16 protein-coding genes are annotated in these 24723 nt (G+C 72.3%); 8 read left to right on the top strand and 8 right to left on the bottom strand.

Features of this window, described 5'->3' with window-relative positions; genetic code table 11:
* Positions 1-83 precede the first annotated feature (83 nt).
* Positions 84-3305, bottom strand: coding sequence for a bifunctional cytochrome P450/NADPH--P450 reductase (locus tag AC067N_RS16995; RefSeq protein ID WP_478679672.1), 3222 nt, complete (start codon positions 3303-3305; stop codon positions 84-86).
* Between the two features lie 244 nt (positions 3306-3549).
* Between AC067N_RS16995 and AC067N_RS16990 the strand changes: the two genes are divergently transcribed.
* Positions 3550-4200, top strand: a complete 651-nt coding sequence (locus tag AC067N_RS16990) for a TetR/AcrR family transcriptional regulator (protein ID WP_478679671.1) — start codon at positions 3550-3552, stop codon at positions 4198-4200.
* Positions 4201-4598: 398 nt separating this feature from the next.
* Here AC067N_RS16990 and AC067N_RS16985 read toward each other — a convergent pair whose 3' ends face one another.
* The 3 genes from AC067N_RS16985 to AC067N_RS16975 all read right to left on the bottom strand — a co-directional run bounded on the left by AC067N_RS16985 (position 4599) and on the right by AC067N_RS16975 (position 7783).
* Positions 4599-5537, bottom strand: coding sequence for a flavodoxin family protein (locus tag AC067N_RS16985; protein WP_478679670.1), 939 nt, complete (start codon positions 5535-5537; stop codon positions 4599-4601).
* Positions 5538-5629: 92 nt separating this feature from the next.
* Positions 5630-6523 (bottom strand): alpha/beta hydrolase, encoded by an 894-nt coding sequence (locus tag AC067N_RS16980; protein ID WP_478679669.1) that lies wholly within the window; start codon positions 6521-6523, stop codon positions 5630-5632.
* A 39-nt stretch (positions 6524-6562) separates the two neighbouring features.
* Positions 6563-7783 (bottom strand): FAD-dependent oxidoreductase, encoded by a 1221-nt coding sequence (locus AC067N_RS16975; protein ID WP_478679668.1) that lies wholly within the window; start codon positions 7781-7783, stop codon positions 6563-6565.
* 201 nt (positions 7784-7984) lie between these two features.
* On the opposite strand from AC067N_RS16975, the gene AC067N_RS16970 reads away from it, so the two are divergent.
* The gene (locus tag AC067N_RS16970; RefSeq protein WP_478679667.1) at positions 7985-8893 is read left to right on the top strand and encodes a LysR family transcriptional regulator; all 909 of its coding nucleotides are present in this window, start codon (positions 7985-7987) and stop codon (positions 8891-8893) included.
* Between the two features lie 85 nt (positions 8894-8978).
* Here AC067N_RS16970 and AC067N_RS16965 read toward each other — a convergent pair whose 3' ends face one another.
* The 4 genes from AC067N_RS16965 to AC067N_RS16950 all read right to left on the bottom strand — a co-directional run bounded on the left by AC067N_RS16965 (position 8979) and on the right by AC067N_RS16950 (position 14504).
* Positions 8979-9239 (bottom strand): hypothetical protein, encoded by a 261-nt coding sequence (locus AC067N_RS16965; protein ID WP_478679666.1) that lies wholly within the window; start codon positions 9237-9239, stop codon positions 8979-8981.
* A 353-nt stretch (positions 9240-9592) separates the two neighbouring features.
* Positions 9593-13495: a caspase, EACC1-associated type gene (locus AC067N_RS16960; protein ID WP_478679665.1), complete on the bottom strand. Its 3903-nt coding sequence runs from the start codon at positions 13493-13495 to the stop codon at positions 9593-9595.
* Positions 13496-13501: 6 nt separating this feature from the next.
* Positions 13502-13888, bottom strand: coding sequence for an effector-associated constant component EACC1 (locus tag AC067N_RS16955; protein ID WP_478679664.1), 387 nt, complete (start codon positions 13886-13888; stop codon positions 13502-13504).
* 145 nt (positions 13889-14033) lie between these two features.
* The gene (locus tag AC067N_RS16950; protein ID WP_478679663.1) at positions 14034-14504 is read right to left on the bottom strand and encodes an ATP-binding protein; all 471 of its coding nucleotides are present in this window, start codon (positions 14502-14504) and stop codon (positions 14034-14036) included.
* Positions 14505-14651: 147 nt separating this feature from the next.
* On the opposite strand from AC067N_RS16950, the gene AC067N_RS16945 reads away from it, so the two are divergent.
* The 6 genes from AC067N_RS16945 to AC067N_RS16920 all read left to right on the top strand — a co-directional run bounded on the left by AC067N_RS16945 (position 14652) and on the right by AC067N_RS16920 (position 24599).
* Positions 14652-15524, top strand: coding sequence for a helix-turn-helix domain-containing protein (locus AC067N_RS16945; protein ID WP_272173269.1), 873 nt, complete (start codon positions 14652-14654; stop codon positions 15522-15524).
* The gene (locus tag AC067N_RS16940) at positions 15521-15718 is read left to right on the top strand and encodes a DUF397 domain-containing protein (protein WP_272173268.1); all 198 of its coding nucleotides are present in this window, start codon (positions 15521-15523) and stop codon (positions 15716-15718) included. The genes AC067N_RS16945 and AC067N_RS16940 overlap by 4 nt, the downstream gene beginning before the upstream one ends.
* Positions 15719-16274: 556 nt before the next feature.
* A complete protein-coding gene (locus tag AC067N_RS16935) occupies positions 16275-17828 on the top strand; it encodes a TIGR02677 family protein (RefSeq protein WP_478679662.1) in 1554 nt (517 codons plus the stop codon).
* Positions 17825-19171, top strand: coding sequence for a TIGR02678 family protein (locus AC067N_RS16930; protein WP_478679661.1), 1347 nt, complete (start codon positions 17825-17827; stop codon positions 19169-19171). Before AC067N_RS16935 ends, AC067N_RS16930 begins: the two co-directional genes overlap by 4 nt.
* Entirely contained in the window at positions 19168-23310 is a 4143-nt protein-coding gene (locus tag AC067N_RS16925) for a TIGR02680 family protein (protein ID WP_478679660.1), read from the top strand. Before AC067N_RS16930 ends, AC067N_RS16925 begins: the two co-directional genes overlap by 4 nt.
* Positions 23307-24599, top strand: a complete 1293-nt coding sequence (locus AC067N_RS16920) for a TIGR02679 family protein (RefSeq protein ID WP_478679659.1) — start codon at positions 23307-23309, stop codon at positions 24597-24599. The genes AC067N_RS16925 and AC067N_RS16920 overlap by 4 nt, the downstream gene beginning before the upstream one ends.
* Positions 24600-24723 lie beyond the last annotated feature (124 nt).

Below are 24723 nucleotides of genomic sequence, written 5' to 3'. Positions count from 1 at the left end.
GCCGGGAGGTGTGCGGGGGAGGCAGGACGTCCGCACGCCTCCCGGACGGCTGGGGGTCGGCGCGCCTCGACGGCGTGCGGCGGTCAGGCGAAGACGTCCTGCTGGTAGCGCTCGTCCGCTTCGAGCTGGGCGAGCCACTGCTGGGCCCTCTCGTCGTCGCTGCCGGTCTTCTGGCGGTGGACGGCGGCGAGTGCCTCGCGGACGGCGGGGGCCATGCGGCGGCCGTCACCGCAGACGTAGATGTACGCGCCCTCCTCGATGGCCTGCCACACCGTGTCGGCGGCATTGGCGATGGCGTTCTGCACGAACCGGGCCGGGTGACCGGGCACCGCGGAGTATGCGGTGTGCACCTGGGCGATGCCGGCCTGCTCCCAGTGCTGCATCTCCTGGCGGTAGAAGTAGTCGTGCTCCGGGTGGCGGCAGCCGACGAAGACCTGCGACACGCCCACCTGGGTGCCGTTCGCGTGCTGTGTCGCCCGCTCCTCCAGGAAGCCGCGCAGCGGCGCGATGCCGGTGCCGGGCCCGACGAGGATCAGGGGCGTGGCGGGGTCGGCGGGCGGGGCGAACGTCGGGGAGGGGACGCGGACGTAGCCGTACACGACGTCACCGGGCTCCAGGCCCGCGATGTAGGAGGAGCAGGTGCCGCGGTACTGGCCGTCGCCGGACAGGGCCGGGCCCTCCAGCAGGCCGACGGTCAGGCGCACATGGCGCGGGTTGGCCGACGGGGCGGAGGAGATGGAGTAGAAGCGCGGGCGGATCGGGCCCATCATCTCCAGGAAGACCGCCAGCGGCAGCTCGACCGCCTCGAAGCGCTCCAACAGGCCCAGCACCGAGATGCGCTTGCCGAGGATCTCTTGCTGGTAGCGCTCCTCGGCCTCCTGCGTGTCGGCGGTGTACGCCTGGAGCTGCGGCCGGGTCCACGGGCACTCGGTGTGCTCGGCCAGCGTCTGGATCTGGGACCGGGTGGCCACGTCCTGCAGCTCCAGGAACTCGGTGAGCAGGATGCCGGCGGTGACCGGGGTGCCGACCGGCAGGTGGGTGCGGCCACCGGCCGGCTGGTCGAGCCGGAGCACCTGGTCGTACTCGACGCCGAGCCGCCTCAGTGCGCGCTCCACCAGGGCGAGTTCGTTCTTGGCGAAGACGGCCAGGTGGTTGCCGGTGTCGTAGGTGACGCCCTCGGGCAGCTCGAAGGTGATGGACTTCGCGGACGGGCGCGGCGGCTCGATACCGAAGTCCCACAGGCCGGTCGCGTCGGCCACGAGTTCGTCCTTGGCCACCACGGTGAGCGGGTACGCCTGTTCGGAGACGATGGCGGGGCGCACGTCGGACTCGGTGAGCAGCTGGACCCGGTAGCGGGGGCCGCTCGCCTGGGAGGTGTCGGCGGCGTACTCCTCGGCCAGAGTGGCCCACAGGTTGTCCATCCACCGAGTGGCCGTGCCGTCGAAGTCACCGGCGGCGTCCGCGATGCCGCGCTCGACGACCGGGGTGGCGCCGGCCGCCAGCAGACCTTCCTCGATCCGCTTGGGGAATGCCTGGTAGGTGGCCACCCACTGGGTGTTGCCGGCGCCCAACAGCGCGAACCGCACGTTCGCCAGCGAGCCTTCGGGCAGCCCGGCGGCGATCAGGTCGTCGAAGCGCTGGGCGTTGTCGGGCGCCTTGCCGTTGTAGCTGGCGGCGACGACGACCAGCAGCCCCTCGGTGGGCAGGTTGTCGCCCAGCTCGTCCAGGCTCGTCAGTGTGGTGCCGAACCCTGAGCGCTCGCCGCGGTCGGCGATCGTGCGCGCCAGGTCCTCGCACGAGCCGAGGCTGGAGCCGTAGGCGACGGTCAGGTTCACCCCGACACCGCTGACCGCTGCCGGCGCCTGCGTCTCCCCGGTCTGCACCTCCGCGGCGCCGAAGACGGTCCGCTCGTGCTCCTGACGACGGCGGACGACCAGTTCGAAGTTGCCGGGCTTGCGCGTCAGCGCCTCCCGGGGGTCCATCTTGTAGTCATTGGTGTCGGAGAACTTGAACTTCTGCAGCACCAGCGCGAGGGCCAGGCGGGCCTCGGTGAGCGCGAACTGGCGGCCGATGCAGGCACGTACGCCGTTGCCGAACGGCTTGTAGGCGTGCGGGTGGTGCTGGACGCGGTTCTCCGGCAGCCAGCGGTCGATGTCGAACTCGTCCGGCCGCTCCCACGCCTTGGGGTGGGTGTGCAGCGGGCCCTCGAGGATGAGGACCTTCGCGCCCTTCTTCAGCTCGTAGCGGCCGCCGATGACGGTGTCCTCCCGCGCCGTCTTGCCGAACGACGGGATGGGAGCCCACAGGCGCAGGGTCTCGTCCAGGATCCGCGGGATGACGTCCAGCTGCATGATCGTGTCGTAGTCCGGGACGGTGTCGCCGGGCATCAGCCGGTCCACCTCGGCGTATGCCTGGGCCAGCACGTGCGGGTTGCGCATCAGCGAGTACGTGGCGAAGGACAGCAGGCCACTGGTGGTCTCGTGGCCGGCGATCAGGAACGTCAGCACCTGGTCGCGGACGTTGTCGTCGTACAGTCGCTTGCCGGTCTCCGGGTCGGTGGCCTCCAGCATCAGGCCCAGTAGGTCCTCCTCACCGCCGCCCTTCCCCTCGCGGCGCTCCTTGATCACGCTCTCGACCAGCTCCTGCATCAGCCGGACGTTCTCGCCGTACTTCTTGGCATCGGCCTTGCGGAGCTTGGTCATCACAGGCAGCTCCTGCGAGCGCCGCAGCGACTCGGTCAGCGCGCCCAGCAGCGCGTTGAGGAAGGGGTGCAGCTCCTCCTTGTCGAAGGAGTCGAACCGGTGGCCGAACCCCGACACCGCGATGGTGTCCAGCGTCAGCCGGGTGTAGTCGTCGGTGATGTTGACCGGCTGACCCTCCTTGCGCTCCCACTTGCCCGCCAGGTTCTGGGCGATCTCCAGCATCTGCCCGAAGTAGCTCCTCATGGCCCGCTGGCTGAACGCCGGCAGGAGGATCCGGTGCGCCATGCCCCATTCCTCCTCGTCCTGGTGGGCCGTGAACAGACCCGCGCCCGCGAAGTCCCGGACATGCTGCAGCGGTGTCTTCTCGATCTGCTTGAAGAACCGCGTCTCGTCGGAGACCTCGGCCACCAGGTCCGGGTCGTAGACGAAGATCTGCTCGATACCGGCGATGTCCAGGCCGTAGATGCCCTCGGGGAACTGCTTGGACAGCTCGGCGAAGTACTCGACCGGGTTGGTGCCGGGGATCTGCGGCGTGTTGCCGAGCAGGGGGACCCCGCGCGGGGACCGGATGGGACGAAGGCCGTTCGCGGAGTGCGTGGTCATGGCTTGCTCCTCTGCGTGGAGGGGATGGGCAAGGGCGCGCTGCTCAGGGTGGTGCCGTGGCGCCGTACGGAAACATACGCCGTATGGAATTAGTACCGTACGGCGTATGGAAACGTGAGGCAAGCCTGACCGCCCTGGTGAGCGCTGTGATTAAGGTCATTTCCATACGGTGTACGAAACTGATACCGTACGAGGTATGGAAAAACAGGTGAGGCGTCCCCCGCGGGGAACGAGGAAGAGGGACGTGCCTCTGACCGAGGCCGGGATCTACGCCGCCGCCCTGCGGCTCATCGACGAGGACGGGGTCGAGGCGCTCACCATGCGCAAGCTCGCGACCGTCCTCGACGCGAACCCGATGTCGCTGTACCACCACGTGCCGAACAAGGAAGCGGTGCTGCGGGGCGTGACAAGAATGGTCGGCGCCCAGTTCCGTACGGTGACGCTGGAGGACGCTCCTTGGCAGGAGCGCATCCGCCTGCTCGCCATGGACTTCCGAACCCTGGCGCAGCGTCACCCCGAACTGATGGCCTACTCGTTCAGCCACCAGTCCGACTTCATCCACTCCGACGACCCGTTCTGGACCGCGCTCACCGCGATCGTGGAGGCTGCCGGGGTTCCGCGGTCAGAGGTCTCGGAGACCGCGGCGCTGATGGTCGCCGTCGTCATCGGTGTCCTCGCCGCCGAACTCAACGGCTCGCTCCACAAGTGGTCGACCCTCCAGCCCCCCGGCTTTGCCGATGGTGGAAACGGTGGTGGTGCAGACCCTGACTCCGCGGACGTAGCCCCTGAAGGCCCTGACGAGGACCACATGTTCCGCCTCGTGATGGACACACTGATCGCGGGTCTGGAAAGCCGGCTCACCGGCGATCGTGACGGCCGGGACGCCGGCCTTTGAGCCACCACTGCTGAGGCGCTGCGTCCCGGGCGGCGGCCAGGGTCGCGCCCGCAGTCGGGCGACCCCAGGCTGCGGCATGCGGGAGGCCGGCGTAGAGGACGCTGCGGATGCGCGCGCCGTGCAGGGGCTGTTTCACTCCGCCGGCATCGGGGTCCACGGCGACGACGGTGGTCGCCGCGCATGGGCCGGCAGGGCCGCCTGCCGACCTTGGGCCTCGCCACCATCGCCCTGGTCCCGCCGGGGGAGATGCTCCGCGTCGTCGGGGTCCTTCGCGGCGTGCACCTGCTGGCCACCGGTGTCTTGCGACTGGCCGCCGCGTTCGGCGCCGCAGTCGAGGCGGGTGTGGCCCACTGCTGCGGGGGCGCTCCGGCGTCAGTGGAGAGCCCGCTGACGGCCGTCTACGGCCGCGGTGGGCGCAGGACTGGGACGCTGTCGCGGAACGCGGCGGTGTGCTTGTCGATCTCCTGGGGGTCCGGCTCCAGTGAGGCGGCGCTCAGCAGTTCCCGGTAGTGCTCCTCCAGTTCCGTGAGGGTGTGGACGGAGGAAGCGGTGCCGGCGGGGGAGAAGTCGACCCGGACGTCGCCGTCCTCGACGACGAAACGGCCCGCGGCCCCGCAGGTGCCGCATTCGGCGCGGCCGTCGCGCAGCACGATCAGGTCGAGGTGGCACATCGGGCAGGTGCCGGGCTCTCCCAGGAACCGGACCTCGTCGTGGGGCAGTCCCAGCTGCCGGGCAACGGCGCCGCCCAGCCGCTCGGCGCGCAGCACGGCCGCCGGGTCGGTGGCTATGCCGCCCAGGCCGCCGGGGGTGGGGACTTCCATCTGGTCGGCGACGGCCATGTGCAGGGGGAAGGCCAGGGCGTGCAGAGTGGGCAGCGTCAGCGTGCGCCAGTGGGGTGACGGGCAGCCGCCCACGGCGATGAAGCCGGCCACGCGCGGCTTGAGGACCCGCGGATCGGGGGCCGTGTCGAGGCCCAGAAGACCGCGGGTCTCCTCCTGCTCGGCCGGGCCGTGTTCGCGGGGGGCGAGGGCTTCACGGACGAAGACGACGTCCGTGCGCGGACCGAAGGCGCGGTCGATGAGGAGCTTCAACGCGCCCGGTGCGCTGCGGGTGTAGGTGGGGGAGCTGACGATCACGCCGTCCGCGTCGAGCAGCCGGTCGCAGAACCAGACGGCGTCGTCCCCGGCGTGCGCGGTGGCGGCGGTCACCAGGGACAGGTCGGTCAGCCGTACCATCTCGACGGCTGTCCCCTCGCGCGCGGCCGCGGTGAGCGCGGCCTTCAGCAATACCTCGGCACTGCCGTCCTCCTGCCCGCAGGCAAGTCCGAGCAGACGCATCGACGACACCTCTCTGTGTGGTCGGGGGATGGGGGCGGTCCGCCGGGCCACGCGGGCTCCGGCGGACCGGACGGGAGCGGATGGCGGGGCGGTCAGCCGCGCAGGGTGGCGGCCAGCCAGTCGGCGCTGCGGCTGATGATCTCGGGGAAGTGGTTCGAGAGGATCTCGTAGTGCTGGCCCGGGTACTCGATGACCTCCTTCGGGTCGGGGATCCGCTCGTACATCTCGCGGGCCTCCTCGACGGGGGCGACGGTGTCCTTGGAGGCGAGGATCATCAGGACCGGGGCGGTGATGCGTTCGGCGTAGGCGCGCACCTCCATCTCGAAGATGCGGTCGAGGGTCGAGATGGTGATCTGGTTCCGGAAGCTGGGCAGGTGGTGGATCATGTTCTCGACGAATTCCAGACCCTCCTGGTCGCTGAACATGACCGGGTCCCCGGGTTCCGGGACACCGTGCAGGCGGATACTCGCGGCCGGCTCGCCGCGCAGTTGGGCCTGACGGTCGGCGGGGATGAGAGCTTCCAGCTCCGCGAGCGTGTCGGCCGGTTGGAGGGTGCGCGCGCTCCAGCCGCTGACCGGGGGGATGATGCTGACGACCGCTTTGACCCGGCGGTCGGTGGCGGCCGTGAAGAGGGAGTTGGCGCCACCGATGCTGATGCCCCACAGGGCGATGCGGTCGGGGTCGACGTCCTCGCGCAGGGTCAGATGGGTGATGACGTCGCGCAGGTCCCGGCACTGCTGCCAGGGATCGAACTGCTGACGGGGTTCGCCGTCGCTGTAGCCGGTGTTGCGGTGGTCGTAGATCAGGCAGGCCAGACCGGCGTCGGTGAAGTCCCGGGCCATGGCGAACATGGATTCCGCGGGACCGCCCAGGCCGCCCTGGAGGATGGCGACGGGCGGGCGCTCGGGGCCGTCGGTCGGGCGGAACAGTTTGCCCCGCAGGGTCAGTTCCGACACCCGGAACTCGATGTCTTCGGTGACGGGCATGGTTCTCCTCGTGGTGCGGCTCGTGTCGGGAGTCGGCGATCAGGTGCGGTTGACGGGGAGGTCGTCGGGCAGGAAGTCGATGTCGGCGGCCCGCGGGTCGGCCGAGGCGCGCAGGATGGGGAAGACCTCGGCGCGCATCTCGGTCTCGTACTCGGCCACGGCCGCCGCCACGGGTGTGTCGCCGTGGGCGGCGCGCTCCAGGGCCCGGGCGAGGGCCGCGGCGTCGCGCAGTGCGGTGTTGGCGCCGGAGCCGAAGGAGGGCGGCATGGCGTGGATCGCGTCACCGAGCAGGGTGACACGGCCGGCCGGCCAGGGGTCTGCCGGCTGCAGGTGACGCGTGGACACCGGGAAGATCGTCGATGCGTCGACGTGCTCGACGAGATCGGCCAGGGCGGGGTCCCAGCCCCGTACCGCGGTGCGCATCAGCGCGTGCAGGGTTTCGGCGGAGCTGTCCCACAGGTCGGGAGCTCCGGCGGCGACAGGGCTGCCGGGCGGAAGGCCGAGGTTGACCATGATGTAGGGATCGACGGGATCGACGGGGGCGCCGGGGGCCAGTTCGGCCACCACCTCGGCGACCGGCCTGCGCGGCCGGTACACGCCGTACGCGAACATCGCGCCGTTCGGCCCCGCGGCGACGGCGAAACCGTCGAACAGTGCCTCGGGCAGGCTCGCCGCCAGATCGTCGGTCAGCGGTGCGATGGAGTACAGGCCGCGCATTCCGGTGTCCACGATCGGAACATCGGGCAGCAACTGCCTGCGCACGACGGAGTTGATGCCGTCGGCGCCCACCAGTACGTCCCCGGTCTCGCTCGTGCCGTCGTCGAGAAGCACGCGGACCTTCTCGCCGTCCGTCTCGAAGCCGGTGACGGTGCTGTCGTAGCGGACGATGTCCTCCAGGCCCAGGCCCATGATCTGGCGAAGCGTGCGCCTGTTGACCGCTGTGTGGGGCCGCCGTGGGTCGTTGGGCGGGCCGATGTGGGGGCGGGCGCCGAGTTCGCGGGCCTGGTGGTCGAGCATGACCATGACCTCACGGCGTGGCGTCTCACGTGAGGTCTGCATGTACAGCTCGAAGAGGTTGTCCGGCAGGCAGTGCCGGAGAGCGCGGCCACCCGCGCCGTTCATGTGCAGGCGGTAGCCGGCCCGCCCGATGCCCGGCGCGCTCTCGTGAACGGTGCAGCTGATGCCCGCGCGGCGAAGACCCTGCGCGAGACAGAGCCCTCCGATGCCTCCGCCGGCGATCAGGACATGGAACGACGGCATTGTCGCCTCCTTGATGGGCTCGGAACACCTGCATCGATCGGTGCAGGCCCGAGATCGCGAACGTCTGGGGTGGTGGCGGTTGGTCTGACACGAGGTCCCGCCGAGCCGTGTCACCACTCTTGCGTCCGCCCTTGGATCAGGGAAGCCGAAATCTCCTATGCTCGGCATAGACGGAGCTGATGATCATTCGAGGTGGGCACCGTGACTCTGGACCTCAACCTGCTTCCGCCGCTGGACGCGCTCCTCCAGGAGCGCAGTGTGACGCGGGCCGCACAACGGCTCGGTCTGAGCCAGCCCTCGCTCAGCGCGGCCCTGGCCCGGCTGCGCCGGCACTACGGCGACGAACTCCTCGTCAGGGTGGGCAACAGCTACGAGCTGACCCCTCTGGCGGAACGACTGGTGGAACACACCGAGCAGGCGCTGAGCTGGGCGGACCGGGTCCTCCAGACGCGCCCCGACTTCGATCCCACGCAGACCCGGCGCGAGTTCACCGTGATCATGGCCGACTGCCAACTGCCCACGTTCGGGCGGGCCTTGGCCGACCTGGTCCGAACCGCCGCGCCGAACGTGCGGCTGCGGTTCCAGCACAGCACCGAACGGGTCGTGCAGCAGGCGCTGGACAACCTGCGCACGGTGGACGCCCTCGTCCTGCCCCAGGGCATCCTGTCGAACATCCCCACCTTCGACCTGTACAAAGACCGTTGGGTGTGCGTGGTGTCCGCCGACCGCGCCCCGGCCGTCCTCGGACGGGAGGAAATGGCGGCACGCCCTTGGGTGTTGCCCTACCGTCACCCGTCGCCGGTCTTCTCCCCCCTGAACCGCCTGCACGCCGAGGGCATCGAACCGCACGCGGAGATCGTCACGGAGAACTTCCTGGCCATCCCCCACCTGGTCGCGGGGACCGACCGGATCGGCCTGATGCCCGAACGGGTCGCGACCCCCACCCTCTCCGGACAACCGATCACCGTCGTCCAACCCGCCTTCGAGATCGGCCACTTGGTGGAGTCCCTGTGGTGGCATCCCCTCCATGAGCGGGAACCGGCCCACATATGGCTGCGCCGCATCGCCGCTCAGGCCGGCCAGACAGTCGAGAGCGGCCCCACGGTATGAGGAAGTGCCCTTGGGCGGAGGTGCGGAAGTCGTACAGCAGCCGGTCGACATCGAGGGCGGGCCCCCGGTGTGAGGGTGTCCCCGCTCACACGAACCGACGACGACCTGGCGGACGAGGCGACCATGATGGGGGCGAGCGACGATCGCGGCCTTCGCCGCCGAAGACCCGCGCCGTGCGGTCGCCTTGTCCCACCACGGCAACGCGCTGCGGGCAGATGCCGGTCTCGGGGTGCCCGAGGAAGCGTTCGAGGGCGGCGCGGGTGGTCTCGCCGGCAAGGGCGTACGTCGTCGTGAGGTACTGCGTCAGACTGCCGCGGAGCTGCGCGGCGGCCATGGTGGGCTTCACGACGGGAGCCCCTGCGATGCCGGTGCCCTGGTGATCGGTACCACCGTATATCCGCGGTGCGGGCGCTTCCGACGGCCTGGCGCAGACCGGAGCCGCACCGGCCGGGCCGGCCACCAGGCGGCCGGCTCGGCGACGAAGTCCTCGTACGACCGGTTCTCCCCTTCGGGCCGGATGACCGAATGGCTCGGCGACTGCGCGAACGGCCCGCTCTCGGCCGGCGAGGGGGTGGGCGGGCCCGCGGAGTGGCTGCGGGCGGGCACCTCCGGCACATGACCCATGTCGTGCGGAGCCTGCCCGGCGGCTGAGTGGCCGCCGGGTCCGGGTGCCCGAACCCGGCCGCGCTGCCCGGGGTTTCAGTCGAACAGCGGTGCCAGCGCGGTCTCGCCCGCCATGATCCGCCAGGCGGGCACCCGCACCGTCCGGGTCACCGGGCCGGGCTTGGCGCCGTGGCCCCCGGAGGGCAGTCCGGTGAGCAGGTCGCCTCGCGCGTGGGTGAGCCGGAGGTGCCGTGCGGGATCTTCGCCGGGCCTCGGGCCGGGGTCGATCAGCACCGCAGTGTTCTGGCCGGCGTCGGTGAACAGCAGGTCCACCGGGTGTCCGCCCACCGGCACGGCCCGCTCCAGATCGGTGACGCCCCGTCCGGTCAGGTACCGCTGCAGGCGGTCGGCGAGGTCCTCGCGCGCCTCGCTCACCGGGCCGGGCCGGCCGGCCTCGGCCGCGGTGCCGCCGTCGCCCGCTCCCAGCGGTGCCGAGCGCGCGGCGAGGAGGGCCGGCAGCCCGCTCTGCTCCTGCCAGAAGGCGTGGCAGCCCACGGTGACCAGTTGCGACTTGGCCCGGGTGACCGCCACGTTCCACAGGTTGACCTGGCTCGCGACCCAGTGTGTGGTCCGGGGCGGTGTGTTGTGCGCGGCCACCGGGCTGAGCACCATCACGTCACGCTGTCCGCCCTGGAAGGTGTGGACGGTGCCGACCCGGACCCGGTCGTCGTCCCGCCAGATCCGGGCCAGTGTCTCCTTCTGCGCCCGGAACGGCGTGACCACCCCCACCGTCGCGTCCGCCGGAAGTCCCGCCAGCAGTCCGTCGACCACGCGCCGCACGGCCTCCGCCTCCGCCGCGTTCCGCCAGGACCGCCCGTCGCCGCCGCGCGCCGACGCCCCGGACGGTACGTCGACCCAGCCGAGCACCGGTGCCGGGTCGGCCGCTCCCACCGGGTCGTGCCCCGGTACCTGCCGCCGCACGTCGGTCAGCACCCGCAACCGGCCGCCGTAGCAGTGGCTGTTGACGATGTCCGCGATCCGCGGGTGGCAGCGGTAGTGCTCGTCGAGGAGCAGCGCGCCCTCGCCGTGCTGTTCGGCCGCGTGGTACGAGGAGTACACGTGGTAGGTGAGGCGGTGGTGTTCCAGTTGCGCGGCGCTCAGCCCGGCCCGCGTCCGTGCCTGCCGCTCCTGCTGCGGTGACACTCCGGGGATGTGCCCGAGCTGCATGGGGTCACCGATGATCAGTGCCCGCCGGGCCCGGAACAACAGCGGCAGCACCGAGGGGATGGAGCACTGGCTGGCCTCGTCGATGACGACGAGATCGAACAGCTTCGGGGTGAGTTCCAGTTGCCGCACCGAGTGGGTGCTGACGGCCCATCCCTTGATGAGGGTCATCAGGTTCTTCTGGCTGCGCTGGTAGCCGGAGCGGCGACGGAGCGCCTGGAGCCGCTGGTTCATGAGCCCGGCGGCCCGGTCGAGGGTCTCGGCGGACAGCGCGCGGGACAGTTCCGCCGCCAGGCCGGACAGCGCCTCCGCCGTCGCCGACCGGGACGCCTTGAGTCCGTCCTCGTCCCAGTCCCTCTGCCCGCGGACGAGTTCGCGCACCTCCCGCTCCACGGTCACGATGTCGGCCAGGGACTCCAGCAACCCGGGCGGCACCGGTCGTGCCGCCGCCCACTGCGGCCACGCGGGTCCGGCCCCCTCGGGCTGCTCCGCGCCCGCCGAGACCAGTGCGGCGAGCGCACGGCCACGCCGCCATGTCCCCAGCTGCCACCAGCGGGCCCCGGCCGTCTTCCGGGCCCGGTCCGCCCACCGGCCCAACGCTGCCGGGGCGTCCGCGTCCGCCGCCCAGGCCCCTTCGAGGAGGGGCAGGGGCAGCTCCAGTCCGGCCGCCCGCTCCTCCCGGTCACCGAGCAGTTCCAGCAGCCGCGTCTCCGCACCGACGCGGTGTGCCGCTTCCGCCCGCAGCCGGTCGGCCGTGTCCCGGGTGTTGCGCAGTTCGCCGCCGACGGTGGCCGATCCGCGGCGCGGCGCCGGAACCGGTTCGGCGAGCAGCCGTTCCAGTTTGGCGGCCTCCCGCTCCAGCGCCTCCGCGTTTCCCGTCCGCATCAGCAGGCCGGGCGCGATGTCGTCGCAGCGCTGGGCGACGACGTTCACGGCCTCGTTGTTGGTGGAGGCGACCAGCACCGACTGTCCCGCGGCGACGCAGGTGGTGACGACCGCCGTGACGACCTCGCTCTTGCCGGTGCCGGGCGGCCCCGTCGCCACCGTCAGCGGCCGGGTCATCGCCGAGGCGATCACCTGTTCCTGGCTCTCGTTGCACGGTCCGGGAGCGACGGGTGTCACCGGGTTCGCCGAGGCAGCCGTCGTGGCCGGTGCCTGCCGGGCCCCGCCGTCCAGCAGCGCGTCCAGGGCGGTGCCCGTGATCTGCGCGGTCCGCGTGGAGATCTCCAGCAGGTTGTCCACGAGCGCCTGGGTGGCCATGGCCTCCGCACCGGACGGCACCAGCAGCACGGCCGCGTTGTGCGCGCCGGGCCGCAGTGCCTGCATGACCGTGCGGTCGCTGAGCGCGGACGGGTCCAGCGGTTCGAGTTCCGGCAGCCCCAGCTCGTCCAGCAACTCCCGGACGGCGCGGAGCATCTGGGCGTCGTTGCCCTCCTGCCAGGCCGGCTGCCAGCGGGCGACCAGGTCGGCGGCGTCGCCCGCGTCGAGGAGTTCCGAGACGACGCCGCTGTGCAGGGACGGTACGCCGCTGGGCCGCAGCACGTCCCGGCCGTCCTCGTCCGGCGCCAGCTCCATCTGCTGAATCAGCAGCGGCGCCAGCTCGACCGTCGCGCGCCGCCCCCGGCCGCCGTCACGCGAGGGGAGCGTGATCGCCGGATACCCGTACCAGTACTCCTGCCGCGTCCCCGCCCCGCCGTCCGACCCGGCCCGCCCGTCCTGGGGCCGGGGCAGGGATCCGGGCGCGACGATGTGCGGTCCGCGGCCCGACTGGATGGTCTCCTCGCCCTGGGCCAGCAGGAAGTACTTCTCGTCGCGGCCGGCGTCCCGGTCGGGCCGCATTCCGGCCGCCGCCTGCGCGGTGAGGCAGTCCGCGTAGTACCGCAGCAGCCGCTGCGGGTCGACGCCGTCCCGTTCGTCCGCCTCGGCCAGTTCCCGGGCCTTCAGCAGCGCGGGGGAGCGCCGGGCGGCGTCGGTGGCGTCGTGGGGGAGCGCGGGCAGGCGTACGGGCCGGGCCACCGACCGGGCGAAGGGGAGGCTCCGGGTGGCCCTGATCGTGGACTTGGTGGGCCGCTGCTCCTCCGGGACGCCGTCGCGGGTCATCTGGGCGGTCAGGTAGTCGAAGAGGTCGTCGGGGGTGATCCAGCCGCCGTCCTTGATCCGGCCGTTTCGCAGCCCTTCGACGATCTCCCCCGTGAACCGGGAGGTGCCGAGGCCCGACCCGGGCGGCGCCATCGCGGAGGCCGCCTGGAGGGCGTCGGACGCGGTGATGAAGTACACGCCGGTCGGTTTCAGCAGGGTGCTCGGCGCGGGCCGGTCGGGTCGCCCCGCCGGGCCCTTGGCGGTCCAGCCCTGGACGACGGAACCGCTGGAGCAGCAGTCCAGCAGCACCAGTTTGGAGGCGGCCCGGCAGGACTGGAGCATCCGCTCCAGGAACTCCGCCGGCACCGCCGTACCCGGCAGGTCGGCGGGATCGGTGTCGCGGGTCAGGAAGTACAGCTGGCCGTCCTGCTCGCAGTACTCGCCGTGCCCGCTGAAGTAGAGCAGCGCGGTCTCACTGGGCAGCCGGGCCTCCAGGAACGTCTCGACGGCGTGCAGCATCTCCGCGCGCGTCGGCTCGGCGGCCACCGCGCACTCGTTGTACATGCCGATCTCGGTGTTCTCCAGCACGGCCCGCATGTAGTGCAGGTCCGCCCGCACGGCCGAGAGGTTCTGGTACGCCTCGCTGTCGTACGTGGAGACACCGACGAGTAACGCGTGGCGGTCGTTGTCGGTCATCGCCGCTCAGCCCGCCGCCGCGTCGTCGCCGTCGCCGCCGTCCGCGAGGAACCGCTCGACGAGCGTGTCGTCCTCGCGGGCCTCCTTGCCGGTGATGTGCAGGACCGCCCCGTCGGGCCGCTTGACCACGACGGTGCGCTGAGGGATCCGCGCCAGCCACACCTGCACCAGCGCGGCGACGAACGACCCGGCGCTCAGCAGCAGCCCGACGGTCTCGGCGGACGGCCCGCCCTTGTCACCGACCCCCGCCGGGCTGCCCGGTTCGGGCAGGTCCATCCTGGCCGTGGAGTCCGCCTCCGCGAGCGCGGCGAGCAGTTCGCGCGCGTCCTTGCGGGCGCGCAGCGGGTCCTCGTCGATGACGGAGATCCGGTATCCGCTGTGGTTGTCGTGCATGGTGTTCTTGTGCTCCCCCTGGGTCCATCGGCTCCTTGCCGGGCGAACGACACTAGCGTCCACCACTGACACCGACGGTCCAACGGGCCCTGCCTGCGCTGGCGTTGGCGTGAACACGCTTGCCGATGGCCGGGTCGCGCGCGTCTCACGCCAGGCGCAGTTCGGCCCACACCGTCTTGCCCGGCGCGCCGTCGCGCGGCGCGACGGCCCAGCGGGTCGCCAGTCCCGCGACGATCAGCAGACCCCGGCCGGACTCCGCGTCGCCCGGCGGTTCCGCGTCGGTGAGCACGGGCACGCGTTCGGTGCGGGTGTCGCTGACCTCGACGCGCACGGTGCCGGTGGCGTGGGTGAGCCGGACGTGGAAGTCCCGTCCGGCGACATGCCCGTGCCGGACGGCGTTGGCGGCCAGCTCGGCCGTGATCAAGGTGAGGGTTTCGTTGACCCGGCCCCCGTACGGGTGGCCCCAGGTGTCGAGCCGGTGCGAGACCAGTCTGCGGGCCAGGCGGGCGCCGCGCGGGGAGGAGGTGAACGCCATCGCGAACTCGTGCAGGGGGCGGGCGGTTTCGGCCTCGGCGCCGGGCGTGTGCACCCGGGGGGTGGAGATTCGGCTGTTCATGTGGCCCACGCTGCCGGTGCGGTCCTAGCGTGGCCGGATACGGCGCGCATACGGGTCGTCGCTGTAAGTGGTCGGTGTGCGGGTGTAGGCGGGACGGAGCGTGACGGTCGGCGCGGGGGTGCGTTGGCCGAGGGAGGTGGTACGGGGATGAGTGAACCGACGCGGCTGGTGGACGAGGCGTCCGGGGGCGGCGAGGGCGAGGAGCGGCATCCGGAATCGGACGCCGGCTCCGGAGTTCTGCGGGTCTTCGGGCGCCAGTTGAAACGGTTCCGGGTGCGGGCGGGCATGGAGCGGCCCGAGTTCGGCTCGCTGACGGGGTATTCGGTGTCGACCATCGCCGCGTACGAGCAGGGACGCCGGGTGCCGCCGCCGAGGTTCATCGACCAGGCGGACGAGGTGCTGGACGCGGGCGGGGTCCTCCAGGAGATGAAGGAGGAGGTGGCTCGGGCTCAGTATCCGGCGTTCTTTCGGGACGCGGCGAGGTTGGAGGGGGAGGCGGTTGAGCTGCACGTGTACGCGACGAAGGCTGTCCCGGGGCTCCTCCAGTCCGACGAGTACGCGCGAGCGGTGTTCACCATGTGGCGGCCGTTGCTGGCGCAGGACCTGATCGAGGAGCGGGTGGCGGCCCGTCTCGCCCGGCAGGAGATCTTCGCTCGCATGCCACAGCCCACCATCAGCTTCGTCATCGAAGAGGCTGTGCTGAGAAGGCCACTCGGGGGTCGGGCGGTCATGCGGGGGCAACTGGAGCAAATCCTGCTGTACGGCCAGCACCGCAACGTCGAAATTCAGGTGGTGCCCACCGACTTGGAAGAGCACGCTGGACTTGAGGGGCCGTTCACCTTGATCGAGACGCGTGACGGGCGCAGGATCGCTTACGTGGAGGGGTACAAGGACAGCCGCCTGCATACGGAACGCAGGGCGGTCCGGGAGCTTGAGGAGCAGTACGGCATCCTCAGGGCCCAAGCGCTCACCCCACGCGCGTCACTGGCTTTCGTCGAGAAGTTGCTGGGAGAACAATGAACGCCGAGAAGTCCACCGGTTCTGCGTTGGCATGGTTCAAGAGCAGTTACAGCACGGGCTCGGGCGGGGAGTGCATCGAGGTCGCCGTCGGCCCTCGTGTCGTTCGAGTGCGCGACTCCAAGGACGTTGCCCGTCGTGGCCTTGCGGTCGATGCTGAGGCTTGGACAGCGTTTGTCGGCTTCGCTGCTCAGTGAGCGGTAGGTCTGCACCCGGCCCTGGGTCGGGGGCAGACCTATGTGCCGCCTGGTCGGCCGACTACGCGTTCGTCTTCTCGCGGACAGGCGGAGTCCAGCGCCCGGCGGCGATCTCAGCGTCCAGTCGCGCTTGGAAGTGATCGTGCGCCGCCCGCATCTCGGTCTCGCGGTCGCCTTGTAGAAGGGCGCCTGGTAGCCCTCGGGGGGCGGGGTGCGCTCCGGGTCTTCCAGGTGAGCCATGAGGCCGAGGTAGTCCTGCTGTACACCTGGCCCATCCCGCCCTGCCCGATCCGGCCGGGCAGTTCGTAACCGCCCAGCTCGCAAGGGTCGTCGGGGCTGAGGGGCGCGATGTGCACGAAGGGCCTCACCATCGTGTGGAACCGGTGTCCACGGTCACGCCAGACCACCGCCCGCCCCCGCGGGAGGCCGGTCACCGCCCATTCCCCGGCAGACCGGGGCGCACACCCCTCTTCCGGGACACGGCCCGTGATGTCGGTGCCGCCCTCTACCGTGGAGATCGACGATGCCGCCGGGGCGGTGGGGAGGGACGACAGGCGTGCGCAGGGTGCCACCGGAGATGTTCCGGTTCACGACGGGGGAGAAGGCCGACCTGAACGGGGCGGTGCTGGACGCCTTCGGCGTGGCCGGCGAGCACCTCGAGACCACGCTGGGGGCCGACGCGGTGCGCGAGCGACTGCGCCTGGTGGGCTGGGTGGCGGACGTCGACGACGGGGAACTGCACGACGCGCTCGCCCGGCTCGTGAAGTGGGAACTCCTCGACGTCGTGCACAACCACGCGGAGAACTACCGCACGGCCGAGGAGTACGAGCGGCGCAACCTCCAGTACTCGCTGACCCGCCGGGGCGAGGCGGCTCTCGCCGGAGTGCGGCACGCCCTTGAGGTGCTGGCCTCCACAGGGGCGTTGCAGACGGCCGTGCTGGAAGCCATCGCCGACCGCCTGGACGACCTGTGCCTGCTGTCCGGCGAACCCGCCTCCGCCGACCGGCGGATCTTCAGCACGCTGCGTGAGCTGGAGGCGCATCTGGACGCCCTGGTGGAGAACACCAAGGCGTTCAACGGCGAACTGCAGCGCCTCCTGCGTGCCGAGGGAGCGGACCTGGAGGTGTTCCGCGAGGTCAAGGCCGCCACCGTCGCCTATCTGCAGGAGTTCCTGGTCAACCTCGACCGGCGCGGACAGGCGGTCGCCGCCGCCGTGGCCCGGGTGGAGGAGCGGGGGACCGCCGTGCTGCGCGAGCGTGCCCTGCGCGGGGCCGAACTGCCCCCGGTCGCCGGTGAGGACCCCGCGGCCGGCTGGCTGGAGAGCAGGCGGGCGCGCTGGGCGGGCCTGCGGGCGTGGTTCCTGCCGGACGACGGGGCACGCCCCCGGATCGAGCAGCTGCACGACATCGCCCGGCGCGCCATCGTCTCGCTGCTGCAGGTCCTGGAGCGGATCAACGAGTCACGGCGTCGCTCCTCCAGCGCGGTGCAGGACTTCCGGGAGCTGGCGCGCTGGTTCGCCGCGGCCCCGGCGGAGGAGGACCTGCACCGGCTGTGGTCGGCGGCCTTCGGGCTCGGTCCGGCACGTCACGCCCACCTCGCCCACCCAGACCCGGAGTTGATCCCGTCGTCGCATTCCTGGTCCCAGGCCCCGCCCGTGGAGGTGTCGGCGCTGCTGCGGACCAGCGGACGGACGGAGCGCTTCACCCGCACCGCCAGGGTGCGGGACGTCACGGCCGTCAGGGCCGAGCGCGCGGAGCGGGCCCGCGCGGAGCGGGCGGAACTCGCGCGTGCCTGGCAGGCGTTGCAGACGGACGGCCCCGTGCGCCTGTCCTCCTTCGACACCCTGGATCCCGCCGTTTTCGAGCGGCTGCTCGACCTGGTGGGCCGGGCCCTGGCCGCCCGGCCGGACACGACCGGCGCACGCCGCGCCACGACGGGGGATGGCCGGGTGGAGATCGCGCTGTCCCCGCCTCCCGACGAGCGCACCGCCGTACTGCGCACGACGAAGGGCACACTCGCCGGACCGGACTACGTCGTACTCATCACAGCGGCCGGCGGAGCGAGCCCCCTGCCACGGCCGGGCGCCGCGCGGCGGGAGGCAGCCGGATGAGCACCCTCGCCAACCAACTCGCCGCCGCGGAACGGGAGCAGGTCGCCCGCGCCATCCGCCTCCTGCTGGCCCGGCCCCTGCTGACCGAGGCCACCGACCCGGCCGGCTTCGAACTGGTACGCCGCCGTCGCGAGCCGCTGGCCCAGTGGTTCGACTACACCTGCGGCTGGAGCCTGGTGGTGGAACCGCGCCGCGGCTACGCCCGCCTCACCAAGGTCCGCGCCGACCCGGACGGCACCCGGCCGGCCCGCAGGGCCCGTTCCGGCCGGGCCCCGTTCGACCGCCGGCGTTACGTGCTGCTGTGCGTGACCGCCGCCGAGCTGCTGTCCATGCCCATGACGACCATCGGCATGCTCGCCGACCGTGTCGTGCAGGCCACGGCGGCCGACCGGGCGCTGGCCGCGTTCGACCCGGTGCACAAGCCGGAGCGGATGGCGTTCGTCGACGTCCTGAAACTGCTGGAGTCGTACGACGTGCTGCGCGCGGTCGACGGGACCACCGAGGCGTACGTCGAGTCCGCGGAGGCGAAGGTCCTCTACCGGGTGGACACCACGCTGCTGATGCGGCTGCCCGCCGCGCCCGTCGGCGCCTCCCGGCTCGCCGTACCCCCGGACGAGGTGCCCGCGCGGTTCGGGGAACTCCTCACCGGTCTGGTGCGCGAGCGCCGTTACGGAGGCGCGGTCGCCGACGGCACGGCGGACGAGGCGCACGGCGAGCGGGCCGCCACGGACGCGCAACGCAACCTGAGGCTGCGCCACTCGGTGCTGCGCCGCCTCTTCGACGACCCCGTGCTGTACCGGACGGACCTCACCGACGACGAGCTGGCCTACGTCACCTCCCTGACCGGACGCCAGATCCTGCGCCGCTCGGTCGAGCAGGCCGGTTTCCTGCTGGAGGAACGAGCCGAGGGCTTCCTGCTCGTGGACCCGGACGGGCTCGCCACCGACGTCCGCTTCCCCGACGACACGTCCACCGCCCGGGTCGCCGCGCTGCTCCTCCTGGAGCCGCTGTGCGCCGCGCCCGCCGGGCTGCTGCCCGAGCAGCTAGCCGAGGCCGGAGCGGACCTGCTGCGGCGCTTCCCGCGGTGGGCCAGGGCGTACCAGTCGGAGGACGGCGCGGCCCGGCTGTCCGACGACGCCGTACGCGTCCTGCGTGACGTCGGTCTGGCCCGCCGGGCCGGGGGCCGTGTCGTCGCGTGCCCGGCCGCATACCGCTACCGCCTGACACAGACGACGAGTCCGGACCGGGACGACGAGCCCGGACCGGTTGGGGACGCCGCCGTCCCCCGGGCGGCAGGCGGCACGGCTGCCGAGGGCGTCGCCGCAGAAGGAGACGAGCAGTGAGCGTGACCGAGCTTCCCTTCCCCCGGCGGCCGGAGCCCACCGGACCGGCCGTGGCAGGGGCCGCCCGAGCGGCGGATGCCACCGGCAGCCGCTGGCAGCCCCACCGCGCCGGCATCCTCAACGTCTGGCGCTACTACGACGAGACGTTCACCTTCCACCAGGGCCGCCTGCTGCTGCGCGGCCAGAACGGCTCTGGCAAGTCCAAGGCCCTGGAACTGCTGCTGCCGTTCCTCTTCGACGCCAGCCTCCGCCCCAACCGCCTGTCCACGTTCGGCGGTTCGGAACGCACCATGCACTGGAACCTGCTGGGCGAGGGCGCCTCCGGCAAGACCCGTGTCGGATACGTGTGGATGGAGTTCCGCCGCGTCGGCGACGACGGCACCGAGCAGTGGTTCGGCTGCGGGGCGCGCCTGCAGGCCAGCGTGCACACCAGCGCGGTACACGCCGACTACTTCACCACCGGCTCCAGGATCGCCCGTCCCGGCGGTGTGCTCCTCGTCAACGACGCGGGACAGCCACTGACCCGGGCCGCCCTCGCCGAAGCCCTGCGCGACCGCGGCGACGTCCACGCCTCGGCCACCGACTACCGCACGGCCGTACGGCGTGAACTCTTCGCGGGGATGGGGGAGCAGCGTTACGAGTCGCTGCTGTCGGCGCTGCTCCAGCTGCGTCAGCCCAAACTGTCCGAGCGGCTCGACCCGTCCCTGCTCTCCACCCTGCTGTCCCGTGCCCTGCCCCCGCTGGGCGAGGGGGAGATCGCCGAACTCGCCGAGGGCTTCGAACGGCTCGACCGGCAACGCGAACACCTCACACGGCTCGACGACGAGGTGACGGCCGCCGAGACCGTCGCGTCCCGGCAGCGCGCCTACGCGCGGCGGGTCCTGCGCGCGAGTTCCGCCGCGCTCATCTCGGCCACGACAGATATGGACAACCTCACCCGCGTCGCCCGCCGGAGCGCCGAGAAACTCGAACAGGCACTGGCGGAACGCGAGTCGGCCCAGGCCCGGCGCGAGGAACAGGAGCTGCGCGCGCATGCCCTGGAGGAGACCGTCGAGGGCCTGCGCGAGAGCGACGCGTACCGGCAGGGCGAGGAACTCGACCGGCTCCGCCGCCGCACCGAAGACGTGGCGGCCGCCGCCGAGCGGCAGCGAGCCGCCGCCCGGGCCGCTCAGGCCGGGTCGGAGAAGGACCAGCGGCACGCCGACGAGGCGGCGGACCAGGCCCGCACACTCGGCGAGCACGCGCGCGAAGCCGCCGGGGAAGCACACAGGGCGGCTCGGGCGGCAGGGCTGGAGTCCATCCACCACGAGGTGAGGGCGGTCCTCGACGCGGCGGATCCCGCGGTGGCCCTCCCCCGCAGCACGGGACTCGACCAAGGCGGCGGCCCGCGCACGACGGGCGAGAACGGCGCGCGACAAGCCCGTCGGCTGCTGCGCGGCGCGGACACCGCCCGACGGCAGCAGGTCACCCTCGTCACCGAGGCGATCGACGAGCATGACCGCGCCGTACGCGACCGAGGCGCCGCCGAGGAACTGCTGGACCAGGCCCGCACCCGCCTCGCGGAGGCGATCACCCGGCGGGACGAGGCGTCCGCCGCCTGGGACGACGCCCTTGCCGCACAGGTGGAACGCCTGCTCGCCTGGGCCGAGGACTGCACGGAACTGCGCATCACCGACCTCGACGCACTCGCTGCCGCAGCAGCGGCTCAGGCCGAGGTGACGGCCCTGACCGAAGCCGCCGCGCGCCCGCTGGAACAGGAGATCTCCGAGGCGGAGGCCACCACCCGAGCCGCCCGCCAGGGCCTGCGGGACGAGCGGAACCGACTGGAGGAGGAGCTACGACGGCTGATCGGTGAGACCGACCTGCCGCCTGTGCCCCCGCCCACCCGCACCGCCGTCCGTACGGCGACGGCGGGAGCACCCCTGTGGCGAGTGGTCGCCTTCCGTGAAGGCGTCCCGCTCCCCGTCCAGTCCGCGGTGGAGGCCGCACTGGAGGCGTCGGGTCTCCTGGACGCCTGGGTCAGCCCCTACGACGGACTGACGCTGCCGGGTCACGACACCCGCGCCGAGGCCGCCCTGGCCGCGACCGCCCCGGGGCCCAGCCTGCTGGAGGTGCTGAGGCCCGAGGAGGATCTCCCCGTCCCGGCCGACACCGTGACCCGCATCCTCGCCGGCATCGCCTATGGCCCCACTCTGCCGGGCGGGCACCCCGCGGCCGTCTCCGCCGACGGCGCCTGGCGTCTCGCGCTCGCCACCGGGACATGGAGCAAGCCGGAACCCGCCCACATCGGCGCCCTGGCACGTCAGCGTGCCCGGCAGCGCATGATCGGCGAACTGACCGACCGCATCGGCGAGACCAACGCCTCCCTCGCCGCACTCGACGACCGGCTGCGCGGCCTCGCCGCCCGCCGTGCCCGGCTGGACGCCGACCGCGCCGCCCGCCCCGACCACCGGGAACTCGACGCCCGGCGGCGTGACCGGGACCGCGCGGAGGACACCGTGGCGGCTCGGGACGACGCCGTGCGTGACGTCGCCGGACGTCTGGCGCGGTGCGAGAGGGAGGTGGCGGGCGCGCTGCGCACGCTCGACCGCCGAGCCGCCGAACACGGACTGCCCACCGACCGCGCCCGGTTGCGTACGCTCTCCGACGCCATCGACAGGTTCCGGGACACCGCCGACAACTGGGTGGACGCCCGGCTCGCCGCGACCGCCGCCGCCGACCGGGCCCGCCGGCGGGCCGCCCAGGCGGACCGATCGCGCCGGACCGCCGAGGAACGCGCCGAGGACGCGGCCGCCGCCGAAGCGGAGGCAACGGGGCTGAAAGCGCGCCTGGAGGCAGTGGAAGCCACCGTCGGCGCGGACTACCGGCAGATCGTCGCACGCGTCGCCGAGGCGCGCGCCGAGCTGCGCCGCTGCCGTGAGGAGGCCAGCCGGGCCGCCGAACTCCTGCTGCGTCTGGAAGGACAGGTCGGAGAACTGCGTGCCACCAGCGGCCAGGACGCCGAACGTCGGGAACAGGCCGTCGCGGCCCGGGACTCAGCGGCACATCGGTTCCGGCACCTGTGTCTGGCCGGGCTGGCCGAGGACGCCGGCATCACAGCGGCGCTCGACGCAGGGGACGGCACCAAGGTCACCCTGGAGGCCGCCCGCGCCACGGCGGCGAAGTGGCCGGACATCCCGCACGCCCCGCGCAACCTGGGCGACGCCGCGACCCGCCTGTCCGAAGCGGTCCACGAGGCCCGCCAGCGCCTCGGCACCCGCGCCGACCTGGACCTGGAACCGGACGACGACATCCAGCTCTTCACCGCCACCCTGGACGGCGTACGCGTGGGGGCGACGGGCCTGCTCAGCACGCTCACCCAGGAGCGGGACCGCAGCCGGGACGACATCACGGCCGCCGAGCGGCGCCTGTTCGACCAGATCCTCACCGGCGACATCCGCCGTCACCTTGCTGCCCGCATCCGCCAGGCCGGTGAGCTCGTCGACCGCATGAACGGGCACCTGGAGCGGGTCCGCACCGCCTCCAACGTCGCCGTCCAACTCGTCTGGGACGTCCGCCCCGACCTTCCGGACAGCACCCGCACCGCCCGTCAGCTGCTGCTCAAGGACCCCGGCCGGGTCACCGAGAGCGACCGGGAGGCCCTGCACGTCTTCTTCCGCGCCCGCATCGAGGAGGCCAAGGGCAGTGAGACGGCCGCGAGCTGGGAGGAACAGCTCGGCGAGGTGCTCGACTACACCGCCTGGCACCGCTTCACCGTCCGCCTCGACCGGGCGAACGGGACCGGCTGGCAGCCGCTGACCAAGAAGCTGCACGGCGCGCTCTCCGGCGGGGAGAAGGCCATCGCACTGCACCTGCCCCTCTTCGCCGCCGTCGCCGCCCACTACGAGGCCGTGCCCCTGGCACCCCGGCCGATCCTGCTGGACGAGGTCTTCGTCGGAGTCGACACGGTCAACCGCGGACAGGTCTTCGCGCTGCTCACCGCACTCGACCTGGACCTCATGGTCACCTCCGACCACGAATGGTGCACCTACGGCGAACTGCCCGGCATCGCCGTCCACCAACTCCTCACCGGCGGGGACGACGACGCGGTCACCAGCGCCCGCTTCGTCTGGAACGGCAGCGACCTGGAAGCGGGATGACCGGCACCGACGCGACGATCCCCACGGAACCGGCCCCGGGCGATGCCACCCTGCGCCGCCCGGAACTGCGCCCCCTCTGGGACACGCTCCACAGCCGCCTGTCCTCCGGCCGCCCCGTTACCCGGGTGCGCCTCGGACCGCTCGACGACGCCCAGCGTGAGGCGCTCGCCGACCTCCTCGGCCTCGACCGCCTGCCGGACGCACGCCCCTCCGTCCCCCTGACCCGCCTGGAAGAGGCCGTCACCGAACTGTCCGGCCGCACCGTACGAGAAGTCGTCACCGAACTCGTCGGCCCGCTCGGCGACAGAGCCGGCGAGCGGCGCCGCCGGCAGGACGAGCGGGCCGAACTGTGGACCTGGCTGGCCGAGCACGAGACGGTGAGGGCCCAGCCGGTGCTCTCCGACTGGGCAGCCTCCTGCCGGGCAGCCGGCGTGGCCGCCGGCTCGGCGGAACACACCCGTACGCTGCTCACGGACGCGCTCAAGGTGCTCGCCGAACTGCCCGGCCGGGCAGAACCCCTGCCCGTCTTCGCCGCCCGGGTCCTGAGCGGCCGGGCGCACGCACTCGACGACGGCACGCCCCTGTCCGCACTCGTCCTGCGCGCCCTGGCGACCCTGTACGACACCGTCCCTCCGCAGTCCGCCGCGCAGCGGCGCGCCCTGTGGACCCGCGCGGGAGTCGCCGACGACGAGCTGTCCGCCACCGTCCTCGTCGGCGGTCTGCGCCCGGCCGGCGACGGCCTGCTCGCGCGGATGGCCACGGCGTGCGCGGAGGCGGGTCAGGCCGCCTGTCTGACCCTCGCCCACGTCCGGTACCCGGGCGAGTTCATCCTTTCCGAGGCCCCTGCACCCGTCGTCCACGTCGTGGAGAACCCCAGCGTCCTGGCACTGGCCCTGCGCCGCTTCGGGTCCTGCTGCCCGCCGCTCGTCTGTACGTCCGGCTGGCCCAACAGCGCGGCGATCCAGCTTCTGCGCATGCTCGCGGAGCACGGCGCATCTCTCCGCTACCACGGCGACTTCGACGGCGAAGGCATCCGCATCGCCGCGTACGTCCTGGACAAGACGCCTGCGCGGCCCTGGCGCATGACGGCAGCGGACTACCGTGCCGCGGTCGCACGCAACCCGCGCGGCCCTCAGCCGGGACGCATCACCGAAGCACCCTGGGATCCCGACCTGGCCGAGGCCATGGCGGAGCACGGCATCGCCGTGGTCGAGGAACTGGTGGCGGAAGCGTTGTTGAAAGACCTCGCTGGTACGGCTCAGCAGAGGCGTCGCCCTGGCTGGTCGTGACGCTCCGGGTGGCCGAGTGGCCGTTCGGAGTGGCCGCAGACACACGCCGACCTCCGATTGTTCGTCTCGCTTTTCATGTGACGTCATTTCGATGACGCACCCCGTGGAGTGCGTGGCGATCCTG

This window comes from Streptomyces sp. NPDC042364 (assembly GCF_056437585.1).
The sequence above is the reverse complement of the archived record's forward strand: the minus strand, read 5'-3'. Positions and strand labels throughout refer to the sequence as shown.

Excerpts from the sequence above, each read along its gene's own strand:
- AC067N_RS16940 (WP_272173268.1), top strand. The coding sequence starts at position 15,521 with ATGAACGCCGAGAAGTCCACCGGTTCTGCGTTGGCATGGTTCAAGAGC.
- AC067N_RS16920 (WP_478679659.1), top strand. The coding sequence starts at position 23,307 with ATGACCGGCACCGACGCGACGATCCCCACGGAACCGGCCCCGGGCGAT.
- AC067N_RS16930 (WP_478679661.1), top strand. The coding sequence starts at position 17,825 with ATGAGCACCCTCGCCAACCAACTCGCCGCCGCGGAACGGGAGCAGGTC.
- AC067N_RS16995 (WP_478679672.1), bottom strand. The coding sequence starts at position 3,305 with ATGACCACGCACTCCGCGAACGGCCTTCGTCCCATCCGGTCCCCGCGC.
- AC067N_RS16975 (WP_478679668.1), bottom strand. The coding sequence starts at position 7,783 with ATGCCGTCGTTCCATGTCCTGATCGCCGGCGGAGGCATCGGAGGGCTC.
- AC067N_RS16980 (WP_478679669.1), bottom strand. The coding sequence starts at position 6,523 with ATGCCCGTCACCGAAGACATCGAGTTCCGGGTGTCGGAACTGACCCTG.
- AC067N_RS16985 (WP_478679670.1), bottom strand. The coding sequence starts at position 5,537 with ATGCGTCTGCTCGGACTTGCCTGCGGGCAGGAGGACGGCAGTGCCGAG.
- AC067N_RS16945 (WP_272173269.1), top strand. The coding sequence starts at position 14,652 with ATGAGTGAACCGACGCGGCTGGTGGACGAGGCGTCCGGGGGCGGCGAG.
- AC067N_RS16950 (WP_478679663.1), bottom strand. The coding sequence starts at position 14,504 with ATGAACAGCCGAATCTCCACCCCCCGGGTGCACACGCCCGGCGCCGAG.
- AC067N_RS16955 (WP_478679664.1), bottom strand. The coding sequence starts at position 13,888 with ATGCACGACAACCACAGCGGATACCGGATCTCCGTCATCGACGAGGAC.
- AC067N_RS16960 (WP_478679665.1), bottom strand. The coding sequence starts at position 13,495 with ATGACCGACAACGACCGCCACGCGTTACTCGTCGGTGTCTCCACGTAC.